Source organism: Streptomyces sp. TOM-9, from assembly GCF_056858595.1.
The window spans coordinates 5,256,302-5,279,981 of record NZ_JBXEQB010000001.1 but is presented as its reverse complement, the minus strand read 5'-3'; the positions used below and the strand labels follow the sequence as shown (position 1 = coordinate 5,279,981).

Annotated in this window: 27 protein-coding genes; 11 read left to right on the top strand and 16 right to left on the bottom strand. The window is 70.8% G+C overall.

What is annotated here, in order from left to right:
- Positions 1-18 precede the first annotated feature (18 nt).
- The gene (locus AC1VWI_RS24630) at positions 19-756 is read left to right on the top strand and encodes a nucleotidyltransferase family protein (protein WP_499513190.1); all 738 of its coding nucleotides are present in this window, start codon (positions 19-21) and stop codon (positions 754-756) included.
- A gap of 132 nt (positions 757-888) precedes the next feature.
- Here AC1VWI_RS24630 and AC1VWI_RS24625 read toward each other — a convergent pair whose 3' ends face one another.
- The 6 genes from AC1VWI_RS24625 to AC1VWI_RS24600 form a co-directional block, all read right to left on the bottom strand.
- On the bottom strand, positions 889-2,562 hold the full coding sequence (locus AC1VWI_RS24625; RefSeq protein WP_499513189.1) for a DoxX family protein: 1,674 nt from the start codon (positions 2,560-2,562) through the stop codon (positions 889-891).
- Positions 2,563-2,668: 106 nt separating this feature from the next.
- Complete coding sequence (gene rlmB / locus AC1VWI_RS24620) at positions 2,669-3,625, bottom strand: 23S rRNA (guanosine(2251)-2'-O)-methyltransferase RlmB (protein ID WP_499513188.1); 957 nt, start codon at positions 3,623-3,625, stop codon at positions 2,669-2,671.
- A 76-nt stretch (positions 3,626-3,701) separates the two neighbouring features.
- Positions 3,702-5,096 (bottom strand): cysteine--tRNA ligase, encoded by a 1,395-nt coding sequence (cysS, locus tag AC1VWI_RS24615; RefSeq protein WP_499513187.1) that lies wholly within the window; start codon positions 5,094-5,096, stop codon positions 3,702-3,704.
- Positions 5,097-5,274: 178 nt separating this feature from the next.
- Complete coding sequence (ispF, locus tag AC1VWI_RS24610; protein WP_499513186.1) at positions 5,275-5,799, bottom strand: 2-C-methyl-D-erythritol 2,4-cyclodiphosphate synthase; 525 nt, start codon at positions 5,797-5,799, stop codon at positions 5,275-5,277.
- A complete protein-coding gene (ispD, locus tag AC1VWI_RS24605; RefSeq protein WP_499516900.1) occupies positions 5,789-6,514 on the bottom strand; it encodes a 2-C-methyl-D-erythritol 4-phosphate cytidylyltransferase in 726 nt (241 codons plus the stop codon). The genes ispF and ispD overlap by 11 nt, the downstream gene beginning before the upstream one ends.
- A gap of 228 nt (positions 6,515-6,742) precedes the next feature.
- On the bottom strand, positions 6,743-7,225 hold the full coding sequence (locus AC1VWI_RS24600) for a CarD family transcriptional regulator (RefSeq protein WP_018559600.1): 483 nt from the start codon (positions 7,223-7,225) through the stop codon (positions 6,743-6,745).
- A gap of 606 nt (positions 7,226-7,831) precedes the next feature.
- Here AC1VWI_RS24600 and AC1VWI_RS24595 point away from each other — a divergent pair.
- The gene (locus AC1VWI_RS24595; RefSeq protein ID WP_499513185.1) at positions 7,832-8,419 is read left to right on the top strand and encodes a DUF461 domain-containing protein; all 588 of its coding nucleotides are present in this window, start codon (positions 7,832-7,834) and stop codon (positions 8,417-8,419) included.
- A 419-nt stretch (positions 8,420-8,838) separates the two neighbouring features.
- Here AC1VWI_RS24595 and phoP read toward each other — a convergent pair whose 3' ends face one another.
- A complete protein-coding gene (gene phoP, locus AC1VWI_RS24590; RefSeq protein ID WP_475986601.1) occupies positions 8,839-9,519 on the bottom strand; it encodes a two-component system response regulator PhoP in 681 nt (226 codons plus the stop codon).
- A complete protein-coding gene (phoR, locus tag AC1VWI_RS24585; protein ID WP_499513184.1) occupies positions 9,516-10,796 on the bottom strand; it encodes a two-component system sensor histidine kinase PhoR in 1,281 nt (426 codons plus the stop codon). Before phoR ends, phoP begins: the two co-directional genes overlap by 4 nt.
- A 207-nt stretch (positions 10,797-11,003) precedes the next feature.
- On the opposite strand from phoR, the gene phoU reads away from it, so the two are divergent.
- Both phoU and AC1VWI_RS24575 read left to right on the top strand, forming a co-directional pair.
- The gene (gene phoU, locus AC1VWI_RS24580) at positions 11,004-11,684 is read left to right on the top strand and encodes a phosphate signaling complex protein PhoU (protein WP_499513183.1); all 681 of its coding nucleotides are present in this window, start codon (positions 11,004-11,006) and stop codon (positions 11,682-11,684) included.
- Positions 11,685-11,843: 159 nt separating this feature from the next.
- On the top strand, positions 11,844-12,014 hold the full coding sequence (locus AC1VWI_RS24575) for a hypothetical protein (protein ID WP_158689751.1): 171 nt from the start codon (positions 11,844-11,846) through the stop codon (positions 12,012-12,014).
- 87 nt (positions 12,015-12,101) lie between these two features.
- On the opposite strand, the gene AC1VWI_RS24570 is transcribed toward AC1VWI_RS24575, so the two are convergent.
- Positions 12,102-12,581, bottom strand: coding sequence for a VOC family protein (locus AC1VWI_RS24570; RefSeq protein WP_499513182.1), 480 nt, complete (start codon positions 12,579-12,581; stop codon positions 12,102-12,104).
- A 181-nt stretch (positions 12,582-12,762) separates the two neighbouring features.
- Between AC1VWI_RS24570 and AC1VWI_RS24565 the strand changes: the two genes are divergently transcribed.
- Complete coding sequence (locus AC1VWI_RS24565) at positions 12,763-13,530, top strand: CDP-alcohol phosphatidyltransferase family protein (protein WP_499513181.1); 768 nt, start codon at positions 12,763-12,765, stop codon at positions 13,528-13,530.
- Here AC1VWI_RS24565 and AC1VWI_RS24560 read toward each other — a convergent pair.
- Positions 13,469-14,209, bottom strand: a complete 741-nt coding sequence (locus AC1VWI_RS24560; protein ID WP_499516899.1) for a class I SAM-dependent methyltransferase — start codon at positions 14,207-14,209, stop codon at positions 13,469-13,471. The two genes, AC1VWI_RS24565 and AC1VWI_RS24560, sit on opposite strands and share 62 nt — an antisense overlap.
- A gap of 986 nt (positions 14,210-15,195) precedes the next feature.
- On the opposite strand from AC1VWI_RS24560, the gene AC1VWI_RS24555 reads away from it, so the two are divergent.
- Positions 15,196-15,399, top strand: coding sequence for a hypothetical protein (locus AC1VWI_RS24555; RefSeq protein WP_499513180.1), 204 nt, complete (start codon positions 15,196-15,198; stop codon positions 15,397-15,399).
- A 34-nt stretch (positions 15,400-15,433) separates the two neighbouring features.
- On the opposite strand, the gene AC1VWI_RS24550 is transcribed toward AC1VWI_RS24555, so the two are convergent.
- Positions 15,434-15,769, bottom strand: coding sequence for a DUF6087 family protein (locus AC1VWI_RS24550; protein WP_499513179.1), 336 nt, complete (start codon positions 15,767-15,769; stop codon positions 15,434-15,436).
- Positions 15,770-15,842: 73 nt separating this feature from the next.
- Positions 15,843-16,055 (bottom strand): hypothetical protein, encoded by a 213-nt coding sequence (locus AC1VWI_RS24545; RefSeq protein WP_499513178.1) that lies wholly within the window; start codon positions 16,053-16,055, stop codon positions 15,843-15,845.
- A gap of 307 nt (positions 16,056-16,362) precedes the next feature.
- Here AC1VWI_RS24545 and AC1VWI_RS24540 point away from each other — a divergent pair, with 307 nt between their 5' ends.
- Positions 16,363-16,878 (top strand): HAD domain-containing protein, encoded by a 516-nt coding sequence (locus AC1VWI_RS24540; protein ID WP_499513177.1) that lies wholly within the window; start codon positions 16,363-16,365, stop codon positions 16,876-16,878.
- Between the two features lie 137 nt (positions 16,879-17,015).
- Here the strand turns inward: AC1VWI_RS24540 and AC1VWI_RS24535 are convergent, their stop codons facing one another.
- From AC1VWI_RS24535 to AC1VWI_RS24520, 4 genes are all read right to left on the bottom strand, one after another.
- Positions 17,016-17,174, bottom strand: a complete 159-nt coding sequence (locus AC1VWI_RS24535; protein ID WP_499513176.1) for a hypothetical protein — start codon at positions 17,172-17,174, stop codon at positions 17,016-17,018.
- Between the two features lie 1,269 nt (positions 17,175-18,443).
- The gene (locus AC1VWI_RS24530; RefSeq protein ID WP_499513175.1) at positions 18,444-18,680 is read right to left on the bottom strand and encodes a hypothetical protein; all 237 of its coding nucleotides are present in this window, start codon (positions 18,678-18,680) and stop codon (positions 18,444-18,446) included.
- A 74-nt stretch (positions 18,681-18,754) separates the two neighbouring features.
- Positions 18,755-19,033, bottom strand: a complete 279-nt coding sequence (locus AC1VWI_RS24525; RefSeq protein ID WP_499513174.1) for a hypothetical protein — start codon at positions 19,031-19,033, stop codon at positions 18,755-18,757.
- A 371-nt stretch (positions 19,034-19,404) separates the two neighbouring features.
- The gene (locus AC1VWI_RS24520; protein WP_499513173.1) at positions 19,405-20,199 is read right to left on the bottom strand and encodes a GntR family transcriptional regulator; all 795 of its coding nucleotides are present in this window, start codon (positions 20,197-20,199) and stop codon (positions 19,405-19,407) included.
- A gap of 307 nt (positions 20,200-20,506) precedes the next feature.
- Here AC1VWI_RS24520 and AC1VWI_RS24515 point away from each other — a divergent pair, with 307 nt between their 5' ends.
- From AC1VWI_RS24515 to AC1VWI_RS24500, 4 genes are read left to right on the top strand one after another with little or no spacing between them, the layout of a single operon-like run.
- Entirely contained in the window at positions 20,507-20,701 is a 195-nt protein-coding gene (locus tag AC1VWI_RS24515; RefSeq protein ID WP_499513172.1) for a hypothetical protein, read from the top strand.
- A 26-nt stretch (positions 20,702-20,727) separates the two neighbouring features.
- Complete coding sequence (repSA, locus tag AC1VWI_RS24510; RefSeq protein WP_499513171.1) at positions 20,728-22,116, top strand: replication initiator protein RepSA; 1,389 nt, start codon at positions 20,728-20,730, stop codon at positions 22,114-22,116.
- A 2-nt stretch (positions 22,117-22,118) separates the two neighbouring features.
- Positions 22,119-22,316 (top strand): helix-turn-helix domain-containing protein, encoded by a 198-nt coding sequence (locus AC1VWI_RS24505; RefSeq protein WP_499513170.1) that lies wholly within the window; start codon positions 22,119-22,121, stop codon positions 22,314-22,316.
- On the top strand, positions 22,316-23,542 hold the full coding sequence (locus AC1VWI_RS24500) for a tyrosine-type recombinase/integrase (protein WP_499513169.1): 1,227 nt from the start codon (positions 22,316-22,318) through the stop codon (positions 23,540-23,542). The genes AC1VWI_RS24505 and AC1VWI_RS24500 overlap by 1 nt, the downstream gene beginning before the upstream one ends.
- Positions 23,543-23,680: the final 138 nt, after the last annotated feature.

Sequence of the window (23,680 nt, the reverse complement as noted above, 5' to 3'; positions counted from 1 at the left end):
GTCGCGTAGGGTGCGCCCATGACCGGCACGCCCGCGACCTCCCCGGCGGTGACCCAGGCCGTCCTCCTCGCCGGAGGACAGGGCTCCCGCTTGAGGCCCTACACCGACACCCGCCCCAAGCCGATGATCGAGATCCCCGGAACCGGGATCCCGATCATCGGCCATCAACTTGCCTGGCTGGCCGCCGAGGGCGTCACCGACGCCGTGATCTCGTGCGGCCATCTCGCTGAGGTCCTCCAGGAGTGGCTCGCCGGCGCGGCGGCCGACCTGCCGCTGCGGGTGACCACGGTCGTCGAGCGCGAACCGCTCGGCCGCGGCGGCGGCCTGAAGCACGCCGCGGCCTCCCTGCCCCGGCCCCAGGAGCCCTGGTACGCCACCAACGGCGACATCTGGACGCGCTTCTCGCTGCGGGAGATGGCCGCCTTCCACGTCGAGCGGGCCGCGGTCGCCACGCTGGCGCTGGCCCGTCCGCGCATCCCGTGGGGCGCCGTGGAGACCGACGAGTTCGGCCACGTCCTGGACTTCATCGAGGCCCCGCCCTCGCCGTTCCTCATCAACGCGGGCGTCTACGTCTTCTCCCCCGAGTTCACCGGGCTGCTCCCGGAACGCGGTGACCACGAGCGCACCACCTTCCCCCAACTCGCCCGGGAACGGCGGCTCGCGGGCTTCCCGCTGCCCCAGGGCGCGTACTGGCGGGCCATCGACACCGCCAAGGACCTGGCCGAGGCCGCGAAGGAACTCGCCTCGCAGCCCTGAGCGCACCGACCGCGGCACAGCCCGCGCCACGGGCGGCGCCGCAGGCAGCGCCGCAGGCAGCGGCAGGGAACGACGAAGAGGCGGCCGGAGGGTGGAACCTCCGGCCGCCTCTTCCCGTGTGCCGTACGGGCGTTACGCGACCTTGCCCGAGCCGTGCCGGGCCGGGGCCCCGAGCAGCCAGCCCGAGGTCTCGCCGCTGCCCAGCAGCCCGCCGAGCGCGCCGCCGCTGTCGGAGGAACCGCCGCCGGTGCCGCCGGTGCCGTTGCCGCCGCCCTGCGTGGGCGGGTTGCTGGGCACCGTGGGGCGGGACGGGACGGACGGCGCGGTCTGCGCGGGCCCGCCGCCGGTGCCGCCGCCACTGCCGGTGTTGGCCGAGGACGACCCGGGACGCGACTGCGTGGCGTTCGGGGCCGAGGACGCCGCCCCCCGCGCCGACGGCGAGGCGGACGGGGAGGACGAGGGACCGCCGGAGCGGCCCGCCGAGGGGGCCGTGGAGGGCCGGGACGACTTCTCCCCGGGTACCTCGGGCAGCGGGGAGCCCTCGAGGTTGTTGGTCGGGACGTCGGTCGGGGCGGGGAGCTGCGAGCGCGGGCTGGTGGACCGTACGGCGGTGCCGAGGGTGGCACCGACCACGAGCGAGATCCCGACCAGCACCGTGGCCAGCACCGCGCCGCGCCGCAGCACCCGGCTCCGCAACTCCCCCAGCGGGGCGCGCGGGCCGAGCTTGCGCCAGGCCTCGCTCGCCAGCCGGCCGTCGGCGGAGTAGACCGGCGCCCCAGCGATGACCAGCGGGCTCCAGGCGGCGAGCAGGATGATGTCGGGCGTGTCGTACGCCGGGACGGTCCGCCAGCTCACCGTCACCAGCAGCGCCGCCGACAGCAGGGCGCCGATCGACGCCGCGAACCGCTGCCAGAGCCCGAAGACCGTGAGCACACCGGCGATCACCTGCAGGAAGGCCACCGTGAGTCCGGCGCCGATGGGGTGCGCGAGGGCGAGGTCGCGCAGCGGCTCGGCCAGCCCCCACGGGTGGAGCGAGCCGAGCCAGGTCACCATCGAGCCGCGCTTGCCGCCGTCGAAGTACACGGGGTCGCAGAGCTTGCCCATGCCGGCGTAGATGGAGATGAAGCCCAGGAAGATGCGCAGCGGCAGCAGCACGATGCCGAGGTTCATCCGGCGGCCGGGGTAGTAGGCGTGCCGGATGGGTTCGGCGCGTTCGCGGTTGCGGGCGCGGCCGTACTCCTCGTCGGGATCCGCGTACGGATCGAAGTCGGGGTCCTCGTCGACGGGGCCGGCGGGCGGCGCGGCGTACGCGAACTCGCTGGTGTCCTCGGGGTCGAGGTAGTCGTCGTAGGCGCCGCGCGCGGGGCGGATGCCGCCGAGCATCTCGCCGGGCGCCGGCGGCCGGCGCGGCGGGCCGACGACGGGCTGCGGCGGCTCCTCGATCCGCGGCAGCACCTGCGTCGCGGCGCCGAGGTCGGGGCCGTCCACCTGACCGTGGCGCACCGCGGCGAGCAGGTGGCCGGCAGCGGCGTCGCCGGGTTCGCTGCGCCCGGACCACACCAGGGGCGCACCGCGCCGCTGTGCGGCCGCGGAGGGGCGGACGGAGGTCGGAATGACGGGGACGCGCTGGGTCCTCGTCAGGGCACGGCCCGACGCCGTGCCGAGCTGCACGCGGAAGCTCGCGTGATTGACGATGACCTGGGCCGGGTCGGAGGAGACCTTATGCATGTTGAGCACAGGCTCGTCGGTGACCGCCGACGACCGTCCCCCCGGAGGAGTGCGGGGTGTTCTGGTGTCCACACTCATCTAACCGAGTGACACCCGATAAGGACACTGTGTGACGGGCCCCGTTGTGTCCGAGGCCCGTCAATCAGGGGTTGTCGCCGGGGCGCGCACGGGGGCGCGTCCGGGTTCAGGCCCGGCGGCGCGCCGCCTCGTAGAGCACGATGCCCGCGGCGACGCCCGCGTTCAGCGACTCGGCGCCACCCGGCATCGGGATGCGCACCCGCAGGTCGCAGGTCTCCCCGACGAGCCGCGACAGGCCCTTGCCCTCCGAACCCGCGACGACGACGACCGGCCCGGCCAGCGCCTCGAGGTCCTGCAACTCGGTCTCGCCGTCGGCGGTCAGGCCGACGACCGTGAGACCCGCCTTCTGGTAGGCCTCGAGCGTGCGGGTGAGGTTGGTGGCGCGGGCGACCGAGACGCGCGCGGCGGTGCCGGCCGAGGTCTTCCAGGCGCCCGCGGTCATCCCGGCGGCGCGGCGCTCGGGCACGACGACCCCGTGGCCGCCGAAGGCGGCGACGGAGCGGACGACGGCGCCGAGGTTGCGCGGGTCGGTGACCCCGTCCAGCGCGACGATCAGCGGGTCCTCGCCCGCGTCGAAAGCCTCGGCGGCGAGGTCCTCGGGGTGGGCGTACTCGTACGGCGGGATCTGCAGGACCAGGCCCTGGTGGTTGAGCCCGTTGGTGATGCGGTCGAGCTCCGGGCGCGGCGCCTCCATCAGCGGGATGCCCCGGTCGGTGGCGAGCTTGATCGCCTCGCGCACGCGCTCGTCGTTGTCGATGAACTGCTGGACGTAGACCGCCGAGGCCGGGATGTCGGCGCGCAGCGCCTCCACCACCGGGTTGCGCCCGGCCACCAGCTCCGAGGTGGACTTGGAGCCCCGGCCGGACGGGCGGCGCGACTGCGTGGACGCGGCGCGCTTCACCTTGGCGTTCGCGGCACGCTGCTTGGCGTGCCCCTTGCGCGCCTCCGCGGGCGGGGTGGGGCCCTTGCCCTCCAGACCCCTGCGCCGCTGCCCGCCGCTACCGACCGTGGCGCCCTTCTTGTTGGACGTGCGGCGGTTCCTGCGCTGGCTGTTGCCGGCCATGGGTCACCTGTTTCCTGCTGCTGTTGCTGCTACTGCGTGAACGTACGTACGTGTCAATGATGACGCGGACGCCCGGCTACCGGGAGCCGAGCGTCCAGCGCGGCCCGGAGGGGGTGTCCTCGATCTCCAGCCCGGACTGCTGGAGCCGGTCGCGGATGGCGTCGGCGGTCGCGTAGTCCTTGCGCCCGCGGGCCGACTCCCGCTGCTCCAGCACCAGCCGGACGAGGGAGTCCACGACCCCGTGCAGGTCCTCCCCGCGGCCGTCGCCGGACCAGTGCGCGTCCAGCGGGTCCAGGCCCAGGACGCCGAGCATCGCGCGCACCTCGGCGAGGCGGGCGACGGCGCTCTCCTTGTCGTCCGCGGTGAGCGCCGAGTTGCCCTGCCGGACGGTGGTGTGGACGATCGCCAGCGCCTGCGGGACGCCCATGTCGTCGTCCATCGCCTCGGCGAAGGCCGGCGGCACCTCGGCGGCCGGCTCGACCGGGCCCGCCATCTCGACGACCCGCTGCACGAAGCCCTCGATCCGCGCGAACGCCGACTCGGCCTCGCGCAGCGACTCCTCGCTGTACTCGATCATCGAGCGGTAGTGCGGGGTGCCGAGGTAGTAGCGCAGCACGATGGGCCGCCAGCGCTTGGTCATCTCGCTCACGAGCACCGAGTTGCCGAGCGACTTGCTCATCTTCTCGCCGCTCATCGTGACCCAGGCGTTGTGCACCCAGTACTGCGCGAAGTCGTCGCCGTAGGCCTTGGCCTGGGCGATCTCGTTCTCGTGGTGCGGGAAGATCAGGTCGATGCCGCCGCCGTGGATGTCGAAGGCGGTGCCCAGGTACTTGTGGGCCATCGCGGAGCACTCCAGGTGCCAGCCGGGACGGCCACGGCCCCACGGGGTCTCCCAGGACGGCTCGCCGGGCTTGACGGCCTTCCACATCGCGAAGTCGCGGGCGTCCCGCTTGCCGGTCTCGCCCTCGCTCTCCGGCTGGCGCAGGTTGTCGAGCTCCTGGTTGGACAGCTCCAGGTAGTCCGGGAAGGAGCGGACGTCGAAGTAGACGTTGCCCTCGGACTCGTAGGCGTGGCCGCGCTCGATGAGACCGCGCATCATCTCGATCATCTCGGGCACGTGGCCGGTCGCGCGCGGCTCGTACGTGGGCGGCAGGCAGCCGAGCGCGTCGTAACCGTCGTTGAAGGCCCGCTCGTTCTCGTAACCGATCGCCCACCAGGGGCGGCCCTGCTCGCCGGACTTGGCGATGATCTTGTCGTCGATGTCGGTGACGTTGCGGACGAACGTGACGTCGTAGCCGCGGTAGGCGAACCAGCGGCGCATGATGTCGAAGTTCAGTCCGGACCGGATGTGCCCGATGTGCGGGGCTGCCTGCACGGTCGCGCCGCACAGGTAGATCGAGACGCAGCCCGGCCGGAGCGGGGTGAAGTCACGGACCTGGCGCGCGTCGGTGTCGTACAGGCGAATAGTCACGCATCAAGGGTAGTGGTCCCGGGTGCGTGCGCCGTCCGATCCACGGGAGCTTCATGGTGTTGTGACGCTCGCGGCGGCCGTCGCACCGGCCGCAGGAGCGTTCGGCTGGCGGGCGCTTCACCCGTACGGCGGACGGCACGGCCCTGCGGGCGCCGGGTCAACTCCCTCGTACCGCCGGTTACTTCGCGCGGCGGACCACCAGCGCGGTCGCCACGGCCGCCAGCCCCTCACCGCGCCCGGTGAAGCCCAGACCGTCGGTCGTCGCGCCGGAGACCGCCACGGGGGCGCCCACCGCCGCGGACAGGATCTTCTGGGCCTCGTCGCGGCGCTTGCCGATCTTGGGGCGGGGACCGATGACCTGGACGGCCACGTTGCCGATGTCGTAGCCCGCCTCGCGGACGATCCGGGCGGCCTCCGTGAGCAAGGTCACACCGGGTGCGCCCGACCACTCAGGGCGCCCGGTGCCGAAGTGCGCGCCCAGGTCGCCCATGCCGGCGGCGGAGAACAGCGCGTTGCAGGCGGCGTGCGCGACGACGTCGGCGTCGGAGTGCCCGGCCAGGCCGTCCCCCTCGCCCTCCCACAGCAGACCGGCGACCCACAGTTCGCGGCCCGCCTCGAAGGCGTGGATGTCGGTGCCGATGCCCACCTGGGGCAGCACGGGGACGTGGGGGGCCGGGGCGGTGCCCGTCGGCTCAGTAGTCATCGGTGGCCCTCCTGCGGGCGAGGACGGCCTCGGCGAGGACCAGGTCCAGCGGGCGGGTGACCTTGAAGGCCTCCTCGTGCCCCGGCACGACCAGCACCGGGACGCCGAGCCGCTCGACCATGCTCGCGTCGTCCGTGACCGGCCCGGTGACCGTGGTGTGCGCCTTGAGCAGCGTCGCCCGGTCGAAGCCCTGGGGGGTCTGGACGGCGCGCAGCAGCGAGCGGTCCGGGGTGCCGACGACGGCGTCGGTCGCCGGGTCGATCTCCTTGACCGTGTCGGCCAGCGGCAGCCCCGGCACGACGGCCGAGGCACCGTCCCGCACGGCGGCGGCGACGGCGTCGACCATGTCGACCGGCACCAGCGGGCGGGCGGCGTCGTGGACGAGCACCACCTCGACCTCGTCCGGCAGCGCGGCCAGGCCCAGCCGTACCGAGTCCTGCCGGCTCTCGCCGCCGGCGACGACCCTTATGTCCTTGGCCTCGGGCAGGCCGTTGCTGTCGAGCAGCGCCCTGACCTCGGCGACCCCGTCCGGGGGCGCCACGACGACGACCAGTGACACCGCGCGGGCGCGGGTCATGGCACGCACGGCGTGCACGAGGATGGGGACGCCGCCCAGGGTGCGCAGCGCCTTGGGCGCACCGGGGCCGAGCCGGACTCCACGTCCGGCGGCGGGAATGACTGCCGCGGTAGTCAGGTTTGTGTCCTTGGCCGAAATGGGTATCGCCTCAACGTGCCGGGCGCGAAGCCCCTGTCGGACCCTTCCGTGACACCGACAGGGCCAGCTGCCCGGGCCCGGCACCCAGTATGCAGGGGGAAGCGACGCGCGAACGAAGACGAGGGGGATCCTCGGCGTCGTCGAAGTGCCAGGCCACCGTGAGGGCACCCCGGCATGCCGCAGTGCCCGGCGTAGGGAACGCACCGGGCACCACGGCGGAAATCCGCGTCAGGACGCGAGGACCTCGTCGAGGAGGGTCTCGGCCTTGTCCTCGTTGGTGTTCTCCGCGAGCGCGAGCTCACTGACCAGGATCTGGCGGGCCTTGGCGAGCATGCGCTTCTCGCCGGCCGACAGCCCGCGCTCCCGCTCGCGACGCCACAGGTCACGCACGACTTCCGCGACCTTGATGACATCGCCGGAGGCGAGTTTCTCCAGATTCGCCTTGTACCGGCGGGACCAGTTGGTGGGCTCCTCGGTGTACGGTGCGCGCAGCACCTCGAAGACCCGGTCCAGCCCTTCCTGACCGACCACGTCGCGCACGCCGACGAACTCCGCATTGTCCGCGGGCACGCGTACCGTCAAGTCGCCCTGGGCGACCTTGAGCACCAAGTAGGTCTTGTCCACGCCTTTGATCTGGCGAGTTTCGATGGCCTCGATCAGCGCGGCCCCGTGATGGGGATAGACCACGGTGTCGCCAACCTTGAACGTCATGTGACAGGTACCCCTTCCGTGGCTATCCAGGGTAACACGGGAACGGCTGGTTCTGAATGGCGTTTTCGCAGGTCAGGGCATATCTCGGGGCTTGACAAGTGCGCCCGGAACGTGCTGCGGGAGGGGAGCGGAAGGCGGAATTCGCAGGTCGGAGTGGGTGTCGAGGGGCCCAGAAACGCTGCCGTTACACCCTTCCGGGGGCCAGGACAAGGGGAGGAACATCCCGATTTGTCGCTCTCTTGCGGGGGGTCTCTCGCTACTCCGTTCGGCCGCCCCGGGCTTCGTGTGATCCATTTTCGCACCACGCCGGATTTCCGTCCGGCGGATGAACGGTAAATGGATCTTGCCGGTGTGGCGGGAATCGTTCGGCGGAATCCCGTAATGGATTCCGCCGCGCCCGCGCCGTTCCGCCCGGGCCCCCGTGGAAGGCCCCCGACGGCCCCCTGGAACGTCTCCCGGACACCCGGGTGGGTGAAGCCCCGGCCCGCCGGGGGGTGGCCCGGTGCGGGCGCACGAGACAGGCTCGGTAACCTAATCCAGCACCAGGTAACCCGTAAGTCCCGTACGTCCGTACCTCCGTACCCCGCCCAAGGAGATGCCGCCGCCGTGAGCAGCAGCCTTCGACGCGGCGCTCTCGCCGCCGCCCTTGCACTCTCGCTCTTCCCGCTCGCCGCCTGCGCTGCCGGGAACAGCGCGGAGACGCTGCGCGTCAGGCCGGACAACGCCGCGACCAGCGTCGGCGACATCGAGGTCCAGAACGTCGTCGTGCTCACCCAGGCCACCTCCGACGGTTCCTCCTCGGTGACGGCCAAGATCTTCAACAACGGCGACGAGTCGCAGACCCTGGACTCCGTGAAGGTCGGCTCCCTGGACGCCGATCTGTCCGGCCCCATCACCCTGCCCGGCCACAGCGCCGTGCTGCTCGGCGGTGACGGCAACCCGTCCGCCCTGTTCAAGGGCGGCTCCGCGAGCAAGACCGACGGCGACTTCAAGGACGTCGTCTTCGACTTCAGCAAGACCGGCGAGGTCTCCCTGCAGAGCCTCGCGCTGCCCGCCGCCGGCTACTACGCCTCCTTCGGGCCGAGCGGGAAGCCCTCGCCCACGGAGTCCGCGAGCCCGGGCGAGTCGCCCGCCGAGGGCGCCACGGCCTCGCCGACCGAGACCGAGACGATCACCGAGTCGCCCGCCGGCTGAGCACGCCCCGGCACGCGAAGGGGCCCCGGGAGCACATCGCCCCCGGGGCCCCTTCCTGCCCGGTCACCGGTTTACGGCTCGAACTTGTAGCCCAGGCCGCGGACCGTCACCAGGTAGCGCGGCGCGCCCGGGTCCGGTTCGAACCCGATCCCGCGTGCGCTCCTCGCACCGCCCGGCCCCAGGGGGCCTGACGGGCTTCGCAGCGCTGTGCCGGACCCCGTCCGGCGTCCCGGGCCGCGGCCGGTTTACGGCTCGAACTTGTAGCCCAGGCCGCGGACCGTCACCAGGTAGCGCGGCGCACCCCGGTCCGGCTCGAACCCGATCCCGCGTGCGCTCCTCGCACCGCCCGGCCCCAGGGGGCCTGACGGGCTTCGCAGCGCTGTGCCGGACCCCGTCCGGCGTCCCGGGCCGCGGCCGGTTTACGGCTCGAACTTGTAGCCCAGGCCGCGGACCGTCACCAGGTAGCGCGGCGCGCCCGGGTCCGGTTCGATCTTGGCGCGGAGGCGCTTGACGTGGACGTCGAGGGTCTTGGTGTCGCCGACGTAGTCGGCGCCCCAGACCCGGTCGATGAGCTGCATGCGGGTGAGGACGCGGCCCGCGTTGCGCAGCAGCATCTCCAGGAGGTCGAACTCCTTGAGCGGCAGGTCGACCTTGCCGCCGCCCACTGTCACGACGTGCCGGTCGACGTCCATGCGGACCGGGCCGGCCTCCAGCGCGGACGGCGAGATCTCCTCGGGCTCGCCGCGACGGCGCAGCACCGCCCGGATCCGGGCGACCAGCTCGCGGGAGGAGAAGGGCTTGGTGACGTAGTCGTCCGCTCCTATTTCGAGACCGACAACCTTGTCGATCTCGCTGTCCTTCGCGGTGACCATGATCACCGGGACGTTGGACTTCAGCCGCAGCTGGCGGCAGACCTCCGTGCCGGGCAGGCCCGGCAGCATCAGGTCGAGCAGGACCAGGTCGGCGCCGTTGCGCTCGAACTCGTCCAGCCCGTCGGGCCCGGTCGCGGCGATGGCGACCTCGAAGCCTTCCTTGCGGAGCATGTACGACAGGGCATCACTGAAGGACTCTTCGTCCTCGACGACGAGTACTCGGGTCACGGGAGGACCTCCGGGGCGGGGATGTGATCGGGGAACGTCTCGTAGAGGGCGGAAGAGGACCCGGAGCCGGGCCCGCCGTCCTCCACCGCCACGGCGGTGGAGCGGTCCCGGCCGTCCCGGGACGCCGCGGCTTCGGGCAGCCGCAGGGTGAAGGTGGAGCCCTGGCCTTCGGCACTCCACACCGTGACCTCCCCGCCGTGGGAGGCGGCCACGTGCTTGACGATGGACAGACCGAGTCCGGTGCCGCCCGTGGCGCGCGAGCGCGCCGGGTCGACCCGGTAGAACCGCTCGAAGACGCGGTCCCGGTCCTTTTCGGAGATGCCGATCCCCTGGTCGGTCACGGAGATCTCGATCAGGTCGCCACTGGGTGCGGCAACCCTGCGGCCCGCGATGCCCACACGGGTGCGGACCGGGCTGTAGTTGACCGCGTTCTCGACGAGGTTGCCGAGCGCGGCCGCGAGTTGGCCACGGTTGCCCCAGATGTACAGCTCGGGGGCGCCGCCGGTGGCCATGGTGATCTGCTTGGCGTTCGCCGGGTGGCGGCAGCGGTCGACCGCCTCGGCGACGAGGTCGTCGACGGCGACCGGCTCGGCGTCGTCGAGGGGGTTGTCGTCCTGGACCCGGGAGAGGTCGATGATCTCCTGGACCAGGCTGGTCAGCCGGGCGGCCTCGATCTGCATCCGGCCCGCGAAGCGCTCGACGGCCTCGGGGTCGTCGCTGGCGTCCATCACCGCTTCGGAGAGCAGGGACAGCGCGCCGACCGGGGTCTTGAGCTCATGGCTCACGTTGGCGACGAAGTCGCGCCGGACCGCCTCGATGCGCCGGGCGTCGGTCAGGTCCTCGACCAGGAGCAGCACCAGGCGCGAGCCCAGTGGTGCCACCCGGGCGGAGACCGCGAGGCCCTCGCCCCGGCCGGCGCCCCGGCGCGGCAGGTCCAGTTCCACCTGCCGTATCTCGCCGTCCCGCCGGGTCTCCCGGGCCATCTGCAGCATCTGGTCGACGGCGAGCCTTCCGCCACGAACCAGCCCGAGGGCGTACGCCGCCGAGCTTGCCTTGACCACCGTGTCGCCCTCGTCGAGGACGACGGCCGACGAGCGCAGCACGGACAGCACCGTGTCCACGCCCGGCGGTAGTACGGCTGCGGCGTCGGGCCGCAGGGATGTGCGCGTCGGGCGGGCCTGTTCCCGCTCGCTCCAGCGGAACGCGAGCACAGCGATCACACCGGTGCAGAGCCCGGCGATCGCACTGGCTGCGGCGACTGCCGCGTTCACGTCCATACCCCCAGGTTAGGGGGACGGAATGAGTGACCCACAGCGGTCGGAGCGTCTTCTCGAACGCGCGTTGCCAAGAGTTCACCGTGGTGTCAGCACCGGTTCATTCCCGATGCTCGAGCGGTACGCGTGTGCGCGCGAGGTTGGGGAGCGTGTCAGCGTGGGAGGACAATCCTCTTTTCGAACGGCTCAAGCGGCAACGGAAGGATCGCGATGCGCGACGCATATCACGAGGAACTCGACTCGATCGGTGACGGCCTGGTCGACATGGCCCGGCTGGTCGGCTCCGCGATCGGGCGGGCCACCACGGCGCTGCTCGACGCGGACCTCAAGCTCGCGGAGAGCGTGATCGCCGCCGACGAGAAGGTGGACGACCTGCAGCGCGAGCTGGAGAACCGGGCCATCACCCTGCTCGCCCGCCAGCAGCCCGTCGCGACCGACCTGCGGATCGTCGTCACCAGCCTGCGCATGAGCGCGGACCTGGAGCGCTCCGGCGACCTCGCCCGCCATGTGGCGAAGCTCGCACGGCTGCGGTTCCCCAACACCGCCGTCCCGAGCGACCTGCACGCCACGATCCTGGAGATGGGCCAGCTGGCGCAGCGCCTGATGGCCAAGGCCGCCGAGGTGATCATCAGCAAGGACGTCGACGACGCCCTGCAGCTGGAGGCGGACGACGACCGCATGGACGAGCTGCACCGCACGCTCTTCCAGCACCTGCTCGACGACCGCTGGAAGCACGGCATCGAGACGGCCGTGGACGTCACTCTCGTCGGCCGCTACTACGAGCGCTTCGCCGACCACGCGGTATCGGTCGCCAAGCGCGTCGTCTACCTCGTCACGGGCGAGCACGCGGACGAGCTGTCCCCGCCTCCCACCCCGATGCCGGCGGACTAGCGGCCGCAACGGCCGTACGGCGCGGGACGACGCGGCGCGCGGGGCGGGTGCGCCCCCGGGGCGGAACGCTTCCGCGCGCCGTTGATGCGCCGGTGGGCTATGCCGTTCACTGGTGGCAGGCATGCAGGCAGCCGTCACCAACGGCATAGGAGGGTAACCATGCCCGAGTCCCCCACGTCGCCCACCGCCCGCGACCAGCCGTCCCCCGAGGGGACCCCGCAGTCCCCCGGCATCCGTGAGCTGCCGCTGCTCGGAGCATGCGGCTGCGGTTCGGGCTGCGGATGCGGCTGCCAGTCCGGAGCGCCCTGCCGCTGCGGCGGCAGCTGCTGACTCCACCGAGCCACGCCACCCGCGTTCCTCACGCTCGGGGGCCCGTCCGGTCGCTCCGGACGGGCCCCCGACGCCGTGTCCCCCGGGTCACCCGCCGTCGTACGCGCGCCGCAGCGCGGCGAGGTCCATCTTCTTCATGGACAGCATCGCCTCCGTGGCCCGCCTGGCCTTCTCCGGGTCGGCGTCCCCGACCATCTCCAGCAGCACCTCGGGGAACACCTGCCAGGACACCCCGTACCGGTCCTTCAGCCACCCGCAGGGGCCCTCCTCACCGCCGTCGGTGAGCTTCTCCCAGTAGTAGTCGACCTCGGCCTGGTCGGCGCAGCGGATCTGGAACGAGACCGCCTCGTTGAAGGTGAAGTGCGGACCGCCGTTCAGCGCCACGAACTTCTGCCCGTTGGCCGTGAACTCCACCGCCAGCACGGACCCCGCGGGGCCGGGCCCGGCCTCGGTGTAGCGGCCGATCGTGCCGATCGCGGAGTTCTTGAAGATCGAGACGTAGTGGTTCGCCGCCTCCTCGGCCTTCCCGTCGAACCACAGGCACGTGGTGAATCCGTCGGTGGTCATCGCTGCCTCCTCCTGACGCATGGGCGCGTACGTCGTAAGGACGGTCCCGGCGCCGGAAACTCATCGGCGTACGGCCATGTGCCGGCTCGCCGTCCCGGGGCCCCCGACGGGCGTGGCGGAGGCGTCCCCTAGCCTGTGCCGATCACCACGGTGTGCGGTGATCAGTTGGGAGGAGATCGTCATGGTTGCTGCCCCGGCACTGGCGGAGCTGCGCGAGGTCTGCCAGCCGCAGGCGAAGCTGCGGAGCCGCAACGGCGAGCACTGGGCGGGCCGCCTGTACATGCGGCGCGTTTCGCTCCGCATGACCCGGCAACTGGTGCGGACCCGGATCTCCCCCGACATGCTGACGTGGACGATGGTCGTGTGCGGTGTCGGCGCGGGCGCCGCCCTTCTCATCCCGGGGCTCACCGGGGCCGTGCTGGCCGCCGTGCTCTTCCAGCTCTTCCTGCTCTTCGACTGCGTGGACGGCGAGGTCGCCCGCTGGAAGGGGCAGAACAGCGCGACCGGCATCTACGTCGACCGTCTCGGCGCCTACCTGGCCGACGCGGCACTGCTGACCGGGGCCGGCTTCCGGGTGGCCCACGACGGGTCCGCGTACTGGGCCTCGGTCGGCCTCGCGACGGCCCTGGGCGTCGTGCTGCTGAAGGCGTCCACCGACCTCGTCGACGTCGCCCGCGCCCGCCGGGGCCTGGCCGTCGCCGACGACGAGGCGGCCCGGCCCCGTTCCGAGGGCGTCGCCACCGTCCGCCGGCTCGCCTCCGCCCTCAAGATCCACCGCCTCACCAACGGCATCGAGGCCTCCCTCGTCCTCCTCGCCGCGGCCGTCGCGGACACCCTGACCGGCAGTCCCGCCCCCACCGCTTGGACGCTCGCCGCGCTGGCGGTGATCACATGGCTGATGGTGGTGGCCCACCTGGCATCGATCCTGTCGTCCTCGCGGCTGCGCTGACGCCGGGTTCGGTCGGCCGGGCCCTGGTCATCAGCAGGTGGCCCCTGCGGAAGCGCTCGTCCGGTCCGGGCTCCCGGAGCATGCGGCCGGTTTCGGTGAAGCCGGCGGCCGCCGCCAGGGCGGCGAGGTCGTCGATCGGCCACCGGTAGGCCGTCGTCACCTTGTGGTCGAACGCCTCGAGAGGGCCGCCGCCGGATTCGAAGAAACCCAGCAGGAGATGGCCGCCCGGGGCCAGGGCCCGGGCGAACTCGTCAAAGTACGGGGGCAGTTCGCCCGGCGGCGTGTGAATGACGGAGTACCAGGACACGATGCCGTCCAGCTCGCCGTCGGCGACGTCGTCCAGGGCGTCCATCGAGCCGACGTCGAAGCGCAGTTCCGGATGGGTCTCGCGGGCGAGGCCGATCATCACCGGCGACAGGTCGACGCCGAAGGCCTCCAGCCCCAGGTCCCGCAGGTGCGCGGTGAGGTACCCCGGGCCGCAGCCGAGGTCGGCGACGGTCCTCCCGCCGGCCGCCCGCACGCAGTCGGCGAAGGCCGCGATCAGCGCGCGGTCCAGCGGGAGCGAGCCGAGCGAGTCGCGGAACAGTTCCGCGTAGAGGACGGCGACGGCGTCGTACGCGCCGGCCGTCGTGACGGCGTGGGGGGAGGGGTCCCCAGGATCGGCGAACCAGGCTCCGATCGACTCCCACTGGAAGGCGTCCCGCCAGGCGGCCCCGCCCGCCGTCCAGCCCTGAAGGGCGGCGACGACCTTCTCCGCGGACACCGTTCGCGTCCGGTAGTGCTCGGCGGGGGCGCGGTCCCGGTACTCGAGCTGGTACGTGCCGTCGGGGCGGTGCCACACCTGGGCGTAACACTGCTCGTCCGCGGCGCACTCCATGACCAGGTGCCCGTCACGCGGGAGGTTCAGCACCGCCTTCTCCAGCTCGGCGCCGCGGGGGCTGCCGTCATCGGGGCGGTGACCGGGGTGCGCGAGGGGGTCGGTGTCCACGGGATCCTCTCCTTCCGGTTGGACGGGTGGCAGTCCACAGGCGTCGATCAGTTCGAAGAACAGGTCCTCCACGAACGGGTCCGCCCGTTTGGCGAGCACCTCGCGCAGCGAGTCACGGTCCGCGGTGAACCCGGCCTCGGCGGCCCAGCCGGCGATCTCCTCCGCGATCCCCGGCACCTCCGCGAGCATCCAGCGGACGTTCCGCTCCTTCCCGCTCTCCCCCGGGGGCGCGTCGTCCACGGCCGGCGGCGACCCGGCGATCTCGTAGTCGGCGGCCATCTCCGGGTCGAGGAAGGTGGACCAGACCGCCCCGGAGGGCGTGCGGCCGCGTACAAAGCAGACGTCGCTGTCGAAGACGCTCGCGATCAGGACGGGCGAACCGGTCGCGGCCACCAGCCTCTCCAGCCATCGGTCGTCGTCGTTGTCCGGAAGCGACCGGCCGAACTGCAGCGTCTGCCAGCCCCCGGGGCGCGGCAGGCACACGTCCAGGTCGTCGGCGAACTCCTCGAACCCGCGCATCCGCTCCAACGGCGCGTCACTGCGCGCCAGTACGAAATCGCCGGTGTACCCCATGGCTCCCTCCCCGAAGGCTGCCGCCGATGCTAGCGACGGCCACCGACACCGCTCGGTGCGAACGCCCTACCCTGCTGCGGGGACAGCGACTTTCGGGGGGGACCGTGACCGCACTGCCGGCGAGCGTGGACCGCGACATCCTCGATCACCGGATCATGTTCGCGGTGCGGACCATCCGGGAGACCCTGGGCTGCTCGATCCACGAGGCCATCGACCTGGTCGCCGTCCGGCACGAGGAACTGCGCCGGGAGCGCCCAGACGACTTCGGCTTCGGGCCCGAGGAGTTCGGCCGGGGCTTCCACTCCTGATACTCCTGAGCGGCGGTGCGCGTACCGAGGCCGGCTATTCGTCCAGCAGCGCCCGCAGCCGTGCCTTCCGCCGGTCGGCGGCCGCAGCGGAAGGGGGCGGGGCCGCACGCTTCCCCCCGTCCGAGGGCCCGGCCTGCCGGCCGCGCCGGGCCGCGTTCAGCAGGGCCCGGGCTTCCGCCAGACCGGAGACCACGGCGACCGGTTGCCATGCATAGCCGTCCCATTGCGAGATGAGACGTGGGGCGTCCGGATCCACGTGAGCGCCCCGCGGCGGCCCCGAAGCAAGGGTGCCGGCACGGAGCCGGCCCTTCCTGCGTGCCTGCCGTTCCTCACGGCGCTCCACCCACTGCTCCAGGGGCTCGTCCTCCATGCGCACAGCATGTCCCGGCAGGCCCCGGGACACCACAGCCGCGCGGAAACGAACCCCGGGCGTTCGGCCTCCCCTAACCGCGCGGAGCGGGAACCTGCTTCCAGCCCTCGACGGACCGGGTCACGAAGAACACCCGGTAGACGTCGCGCGTCCACACGCTCGCGCCGTCCCCGTACTCGTGAAGCTCCCCGAAGGCCTCTTCCTCGGAGTCGTAGCTGTACTTCCGCCCCTTCGCGTCCCGGATCATCCACTCTCTGCCGGGCAACCCGGCAAGCCCCATCGCCATGGTGACGTCCCTCCCTCGATGCGACCAAGATCGTAACCACCTCTCGTCGGCCCCGGATAAGCAACAAGCCCCCTCCCCGCGGAGAAACCGCAGGCAGGGGGCTTGATCGCGTCGGGTTACTTCTTCTTGCCCTGGGTCTTGCCGGGGATCTTGGCGACCTGCGTTTTCGCTGTTCAGGAGGGGTGGGGTCGTGCGCTTGGTGGTCGTCGTTGGTCGACGTTGGCCACTGTCGAGCGACCTCGGACGGCCCAGATACGGCCCAGCGACGAGGGAGCCGCCCCTTGCCACGCCGGGCTATCGTGCCGCCGTGACAAGCACGATGGAGCGCCCCCTTCTCTTCCTTGACGTCGACGGCCCACTCATCCCGTTCGGATCGTCATCCGGTCACCCACAGACAGCTGCCGCCGACTCCTCTACGTCTCCCAATCAGGGGAACCCATTGCTGGAGCGGCTCTCGCCTGGGCTCGGATCGCGTCTCACGGCCCTGGGCTGCTGTCTCGTATGGGCAACGACCTGGATGGATGAGGCGAACGAGGTCGTCTCCCCACGCATCGGACTACCGAGGCTGCCCGTGGTGGAGTGGCCCCCCAGCGCCGACGAAGGCCCGCGCGGCCTCCACTGGAAGACCCGCCCCCTCGTCGAGTGGGCCGACGGCCGGCCGTTCATCTGGGTCGACGACGAGATCAGCGCCATGGACCGCCTGTGGGTCGACGCCAGCCACCCTGGCCCGTCACTGCTTCATCGCGTCAACCCGGCCAAGGGACTCGTGGACGCTGACTTCTCCACGCTCGCCGCTTGGCTCCGTTCCGTCACCCCGGGATGAGCACCGCATTAGGAGCGAGGTGGGGCGATCCCTGACCTGTGGATTCCCCGCCTCGGCTGGAGTGGCTGACGGGTCCCGCTGTGCACTGCGGTTCCCCCTGGCTCCCCGCTGGATCTGGCACGTTTGTGGCACGAGCGTCAGTCGCCTGCGAACCACAGGTAACTGCCTGGCGTGGCTGCGCATTGCTCCAGCATCGTCGCGAGATCGTCCAGCGCTGCGAGCTGACGCTCATCACCGCATCGTTGCCGCAGATCGTGGAACTCGCGGAGGGCGGCGGCAGACTCCTGCTCGTTCATCAACGTATCCCCGTACGGATCGACGGCAGTGAGCCTCCCGGTTACTCCCAGGAGCTGGAGCGAGCCGAGTGCATCGGCCAACGCGTCACCATGTCCGTGAGAGCTCCGCAGGAGTGTTGCGCGGGACTTGCGCCAGTTACGCGGCGGCCGCGATGCGTGCAGCTCCAGATCGATTCCCATACGCCATGATGCGCAAAGTTCTTCTGGTTCTGGTTCCGATGCAGACCAGGGGCCTTCGGGTAACCGGAAACCTCTGGACTTCCTCTACTTCCGTCCGGGGGATGGCACCTGCGACGGTGTTCGGAGCACCACCCCTGAGCAGGGGAGGAGGCGTCGGCGCCTGTCGTCATCTGTTGTCGTTGGCTACCGTCGGACGGCCCAGAGACGGCCCGGCCGTCCCTCCTGCGCGCTCTGGCTTCCTTGCTGCTCGTACAGCCAGCCAGCAGCACACGCCTGCTGCGATTAGTGGAAGGACGCTGAACAGCAGACGCGTGGCCCATGCCAGGGCGCCGTCCTCGATCGGAAGCCATGAACCCCACGGCGCTTTGACGACGTCCGCCGTTTGGCCTGGCCTGTTGTCGAAACGCACGGTCACCTGGGTCACGTCCGCGGGCGTCTTCTGTGCCAGATCTCCAGTGCACTCGACATAGGGGCCGCCCCGGCCCCCGTCCTTCTCTTGGCAGGCCGCGATCCGAATCTTCTCCGTTTCCCCGACCAAGCCCAGCTCCAGGCTGCCAAGCAACACCGCATACCCCGTGGTGCCCAAGAAAAGGAGCGCAATCACACCCCACGACATAGAAGCAACAGACCGCCCCAACACGCCCCCCGCCCTTCTGCCTCACACCGTCGGTGCCAATCAAGGCTGAGGCTATCTGTGAACGCAGGCGCAGATACCCGCGCGACCGTCATGGACCGGTTTTGGGTGGAGCCCCAGTTTGGAAGAGTGAGGCTGCGGAATCTGCCTCACCTGGGCGAGCGCTGACCTGCAGCAAAGCGACGCCGTCACCGCTGTTCCCCGTGGGTCCCCGTTCGGCACCGCCTCACCTGGCACGGCTGTGGCACGCCCGATCCCTCGATGCGAACTATGGGCGCGACGGTCCTGAGGTCTACCCGGAACGCCGCCAGTCGTCTGGGGTGGTGACGGTTGGTCGTGGGTGCGGAGGTTGCTGTACTTCGCTGCTGTACAGCGCCGATTTGCGGTGACGCGTGCATCCTGGACGCTGAGCTGCGAGGGCATTGAGCTGAGCTTCCCGCCGGATCTGGCGGCAGTCAGTCGGAATCAGAGAGCCAGGATCGGGCGTCCTCAAGTGCAGCTTCCGTGAGGGCGGGAGACAGTTCTGTGGACGCCCAGACCTCTAGTTGGTCATCGGGTGCTTCGAATGGGCGCGACACAGCAATCTCTAGATCGCCACCCAGCTCCGTGTACTCCATGGTCCAGCAGTCATCGATGATGTTGGTGAATCGAGTCACGGCAAAGCGTTTTCCGGCCAGCGTCACGTCACCCATGGTCGTTCATCTCCTCGCCGCAACGGTCAGTTCTTCTGGAAGGTCACCTCGGACGGCCCGGAGACGGCCCACGTTCAATCGGACTCGTGTACCTCTTGATCGTCGTCATCCTCGACTGAAGCTGTGACGAGGCGCCGACGGGCTTGCTCAAGGCGACCAACGTAGTCCGGCATGAAGATCTCTGGCAGCGTGGTTTCTAGGGTGCCCGAGATCGCGTACACAGCAGACCAGACCGCCTTGTCTGGCACGATCGCGCTTAGCTGGTCGGACTTCATCATCACTTCGTACAGCCAGTCCGACAGCACGAACGCTTGATCGCGGGTGAGCTTTATGATCACCGGTTCCTCGTCCACCCGGGCACCGTACCTCGCGGTCGGTGTGGAGAGGCTTTGGGCTGGAGCTGCCATGGGGCGAGAGATCGGGGCCCGTAAGCTTGCGGCGACTCGGGCGGTCTGTGGACCTGCCCGCTAAGGCCCGATGTGGGCCCCGATCTTCGAGGCTCGCCCCATGGTGGCTGCCTAAAGCATCGGAACGCCGGCCGCCCTAGCCACCGCGGTTCTCACCTCATGCCCTCGGCCTATCCAGCGGGCGCGCGGTGGCGGACGGCGCGCCGAGCGGGGCGAAGACTGGAGCGTGGGCGCGGCCGGACGTCGGCCGCGCGCCCGGCGGAGCGTGAGCGACGCCGGGTGCCTTGATGAGGTAGGGAAATCCGTAACAGCGCAGCTCAGTCGGTTGTCGGATGGTCTTCGTCGGTGACTCGGAACTCGTAGCTCAGTGAGTAGCGGTCGCCGGGGATGATGATGTCGGCGATCTCGACTGGGCGTTCGTCGGTGCTGAATGTGCGCTGGATGCAGAAGACGTGGACGCCGGGCTCGATGTTCAGGGCCTCGACTTCGGCGGCGCGGGGCGGCCTGACCGTGACGTCCTCGGACACGCGGGTGACGTGGACGCCGATCGTGTCCAAGCGGGTGATGACGCCGGTGTTCGCGAAGCGTCCTTCTTCGGGGTACTCGACCTCGGTTCCGCCGGTGACGTCGAGTGGCTCGTAGGAGATGGACGACTGGATGGGCTGGCCGTCCGCGAGGAACAGGTAGTCGGTCCTCATCACGGGAGCTCCCGGCTCGACGGCCAGGCGCTCGGCGACCTTCGGTGTGGCAGCGACCTGGACGCTGGTCGCCTGCACGTTGGGGTCCCGGCCGGCGGCCAAAGCGTCGGTGGCGAACTCGCCCAACTGCTTGTGGCGGCGGTAGCGGCGGGGCTTGCGAATGAGCCTGCGTTCCTCGCGGACGAACGTGCCGGAACCGCGGACCTTGGTGATCAGCCCGGCCTTCGCCAGTTCCTCAAGAGCCTTGCGGGCGGTCTCTCTGGCCACGCCGTAGTACTCCATGAGCGTGTTCTCGCCCGGGACGCGTTCCCCGGCGACCATCTCCCCCGACTCGATGGCGTGTTGGAGAACGGCCCCGATCTGCACGTACAGGGGCCGCTCGTCGTCGGGCGGTAGGGCGGGGAGCTGGTGCATGCGTCCATAGTCCTGGATGTTCTCCGGAGAACCAAGCTCGAACGCCGTTGACTTCTCCGGAGAACTTCCTCATGCTGGTTCCAAGTTCTCCGGAGAACTCCCTTCGGAGGCATGGGAAAGGCGCGGTGTCCGCCTGCCAGCAAGTCACCGCGCCTCCGGGTTCCCCGAAGGGAAGTTCCATCATGCCTGTGATGCCTGCCCGTGCGGAGGTCAGTGCCTTAACTCCGCGCCCGGCTCCGGTGGTGACGGTCCGTTCGTCGCGTTCCTGCGTGGTCTGTGGCGACCGCCGGTGCCGGGACGCCGCTGCGTGTGCCGCGACTTCGAGGCCCGGTCCTGGATGGACTGCCCGGAGTGCGAAGGCACCGGCTACGACTCGACCGGGTTCCAGATCTGGTGCCACATGTGCGAGGGCGGCCGTCTGGTCGAGGCCGGTATCGGTGACACGGCCGGTGTGCGACCCGGCACCGAGTGGACCACGGTTCCGATGGCGGTGGTCGCGTGACCTTGACGCCTGTTGCCCCGGCGGTCGTGGTTGATGCTGCGGCCGCCTGCGGCACCGACCCCCGCACGCTCCTCGACGCCCTGCGGCTGGCCAATGATTCGGGCTTCGATCGGTGGCGGGAGCAGGTCCAGCGAACTGGGGGCTGCGCCGATCCGATCCACCTGCAAGGGCTCACGGTCACCCGGGACGCGGCCACCGGTCAGGTCCTCTACTCGTACTCCACCGAGGGTGAGCCGGGGGGCCTGTTACGGGTGGCCTGCGGCAACCGCCGTGCGTCGCGCTGCCCGTCCTGCGCCTGGACCTACGCCGGGGACACCTTCCACCTCATCCGCGCGGGCCTGACCGGGGATGCGCGCAAGGACGTTCCGGTCTCGGTCCGCACGCACCCGAAGGTGTTCGCCACGCTGACCGCGCCGTCGTTCGGGCCGGTCCACAACCGCCCCGACACCGGCCGCTGCCGCTGCGGCACCGCCCACACCGAACACGACCCCGATATCGGCACCCCGCTCGATCCCGACCGGTACGACTACTCGGGCACGGTGCTGTGGAACAACCACGCAGGCGACCTGTGGCGGCGCTTCACCATCTACCTGCGGCGGGAGATCGCCGCCCGCGCCGGACTCTCCCAGTCGGCCATGCGGGAGGTGTGCCGGGTCTCCTTCGGGAAGGTCGCCGAGTACCAAAAGCGCGGCGCCGTCCACTTCCACGCCATCGTCCGCCTCGACGGCCCCGGCGGCCCGGAGGACGTCCCGCCGTCCTGGGCGAGCGTGGCGCTGCTGGATGCCGCAATCCATGCCGCTGCTGCTCGGGTCTCGGTTCCGGTCCCGGCCGCCGGCACCCTGCCCGCGCGGGAGCTGCGCTGGGGCCAGCAGGTCGATGTCCGCCCGATCGGCATCGATGACGGCCAGGAGCTGACCGAACAGGCCGTCGCCGCCTACGTGGCCAAGTACGCCACCAAAGCAGCCGAGACCACCGGCACCGTCGACCGCCGGGTCGGCAACCGCGAAGCCCTCGACCTGTTCGACCTCCCCGCCCACACCCGGCGCCTGATCGAAGCCTGCTTCGACCTCGACCCCCACTACCCCGACCGCAAGCTCCGCGCCTGGGCCCACATGCTCGGCTTCCGCGGCCACTTCTCCACCAAATCCCGCCGCTACTCCACCACCCTGACCGCGCTGCGCCAGGTCCGCGCCGACTACCGCGCCCGCCAGGAACGCCGTGAGCGCGGGCTCCCCGATCCCGACGACACCTTGGAGGGCTCCACGCTCGTGCTCGCCCACTGGACCTACGCCGGACACGGACACACCCCCGGCGAATCGTGGCTCGCCGCCACCATCGCCCGCGAGATCCGCACCAACCGCGAAACCGCCCGCGATGCACTCGCCGACCTGCCCGACGCGGAAGAGGGGTGGTGACCGTGGCCCGACCGCTCCCCGCACGGTTCCTCACCCCCGTCGACCTGGCTGACCTCCTGGGCGTGCCGCTGGAGACCGTCTACCAGTGGCGACGCAAGCGCATCGGTCCCCGCGGCTTCCGGGTTGGCCGGCACCTGCGCTACGACCCCGAAGACGTCCGCGCCTGGGTCGCCAGCCTCCTGGAAGACGAGGCCGCCTGATGGCCGGACACATCCAAGACCGCTGGTACCGGACCGAGACCGGCCCGGACGGCAAGACCCGCAAGGTCAAGACCGACCGCCACGGCTCCGGCCTGCGCTACCGCGCCCGCTACGTCGGCCCGGACGGCACCGAGAAGTCCAAGAGCTTCCCCGACCGACAGAAGCGGCTCGCTGATCAGTGGCTCGCACACATCGAAGCCGACATGGCACGCGGGCAGTACATCGACCCCAGAGCAGCCCGGATCACTTTCCAGCAGTACGCCGAGCCCTGGGTGAGCACGCAGGGGGCCGACCCGAACACTCAAGCCTCGATGGAGTCGCAGCTCCGGTTACATGCCTTCCCGTATCTCGGCGCGCGCCCGCTCGGTTCCTTCCAGCCCGCGCACATCCGGGACTGGGTTCGGCAGCTCCAGGAGAACGGCGTCCGCGGCTCGTACGCGCGGACGATCTACTCCAACGTGCGCGCTGCCTTGAGTGCGGCCGTGGATGACGGGCACCTCCCCCGCAATCCTTGCGCCGCTCGCTCGGTCCGCCCGCCGACCGTCGATGCCAAGCGCGTAGTGCCCTGGACGCCGGAACGGGTCTTCTCCGTACGTGCGGCCATGCCCGATCGGTACCAAGCGATGATCGACCTCGGGGGCGGCTGCGGGCTTCGGCAAGGTGAGATCTTGGGGGTCGCCGCGGACGCGGTTGACTTCGAGTCCGACACCCTCCACGTGGTCCAGCAGCTCAAGTTGAGCCGGAGCAAGGCCGTGTTCGCGCCACCCAAGGGAGGCAAGCTCCGGGACGTGCCGCTCCCCGGCCCGGTCGCCGACACGCTGCGAGCGCACATGACACGGTTCCCGCCGATCGAGATCACGTTGCCGTGGAAGGTGGCGGACGGGCCTCCGGTGACCAAGCGCCTGATCTTCACCGGGCCCCGCGGCGGTCACGTCTGGCGCACCTCGCTCAACGACGAAGCATGGAAACCAGCGCTCGCCGCTGCCGGAGTGATCCCGGTGCCTGAGCGGGGCAAGCCCTACGCCGAGTCGCGCGAGAACGGCATGCACGCGCTCCGGCACTTCTACGCCTCGGTGCTTCTGGACGCAGGAGAGAACGTCAAGGCGCTGGCCGAGTACCTCGGGCACGCGGACCCAGGCCTAACCCTCCGCGTGTACGCGCATCTGATGCCATCAAGCCAGGAACGCACTCGCAGGGCAGTCGCGGCAACCTTCAACCGGGGATGACAGCCACAATCGTTGCCTTGGTGCCGTCCCCCGCGCGCTGAGGACCGCCGCTGGCTAACCCGGTCGCACGCCTTATACCCAACCCGCAATTTACCTTTAGCGCGTAAACCGGAGTTTACCCCTGACCCGTAAACCCGA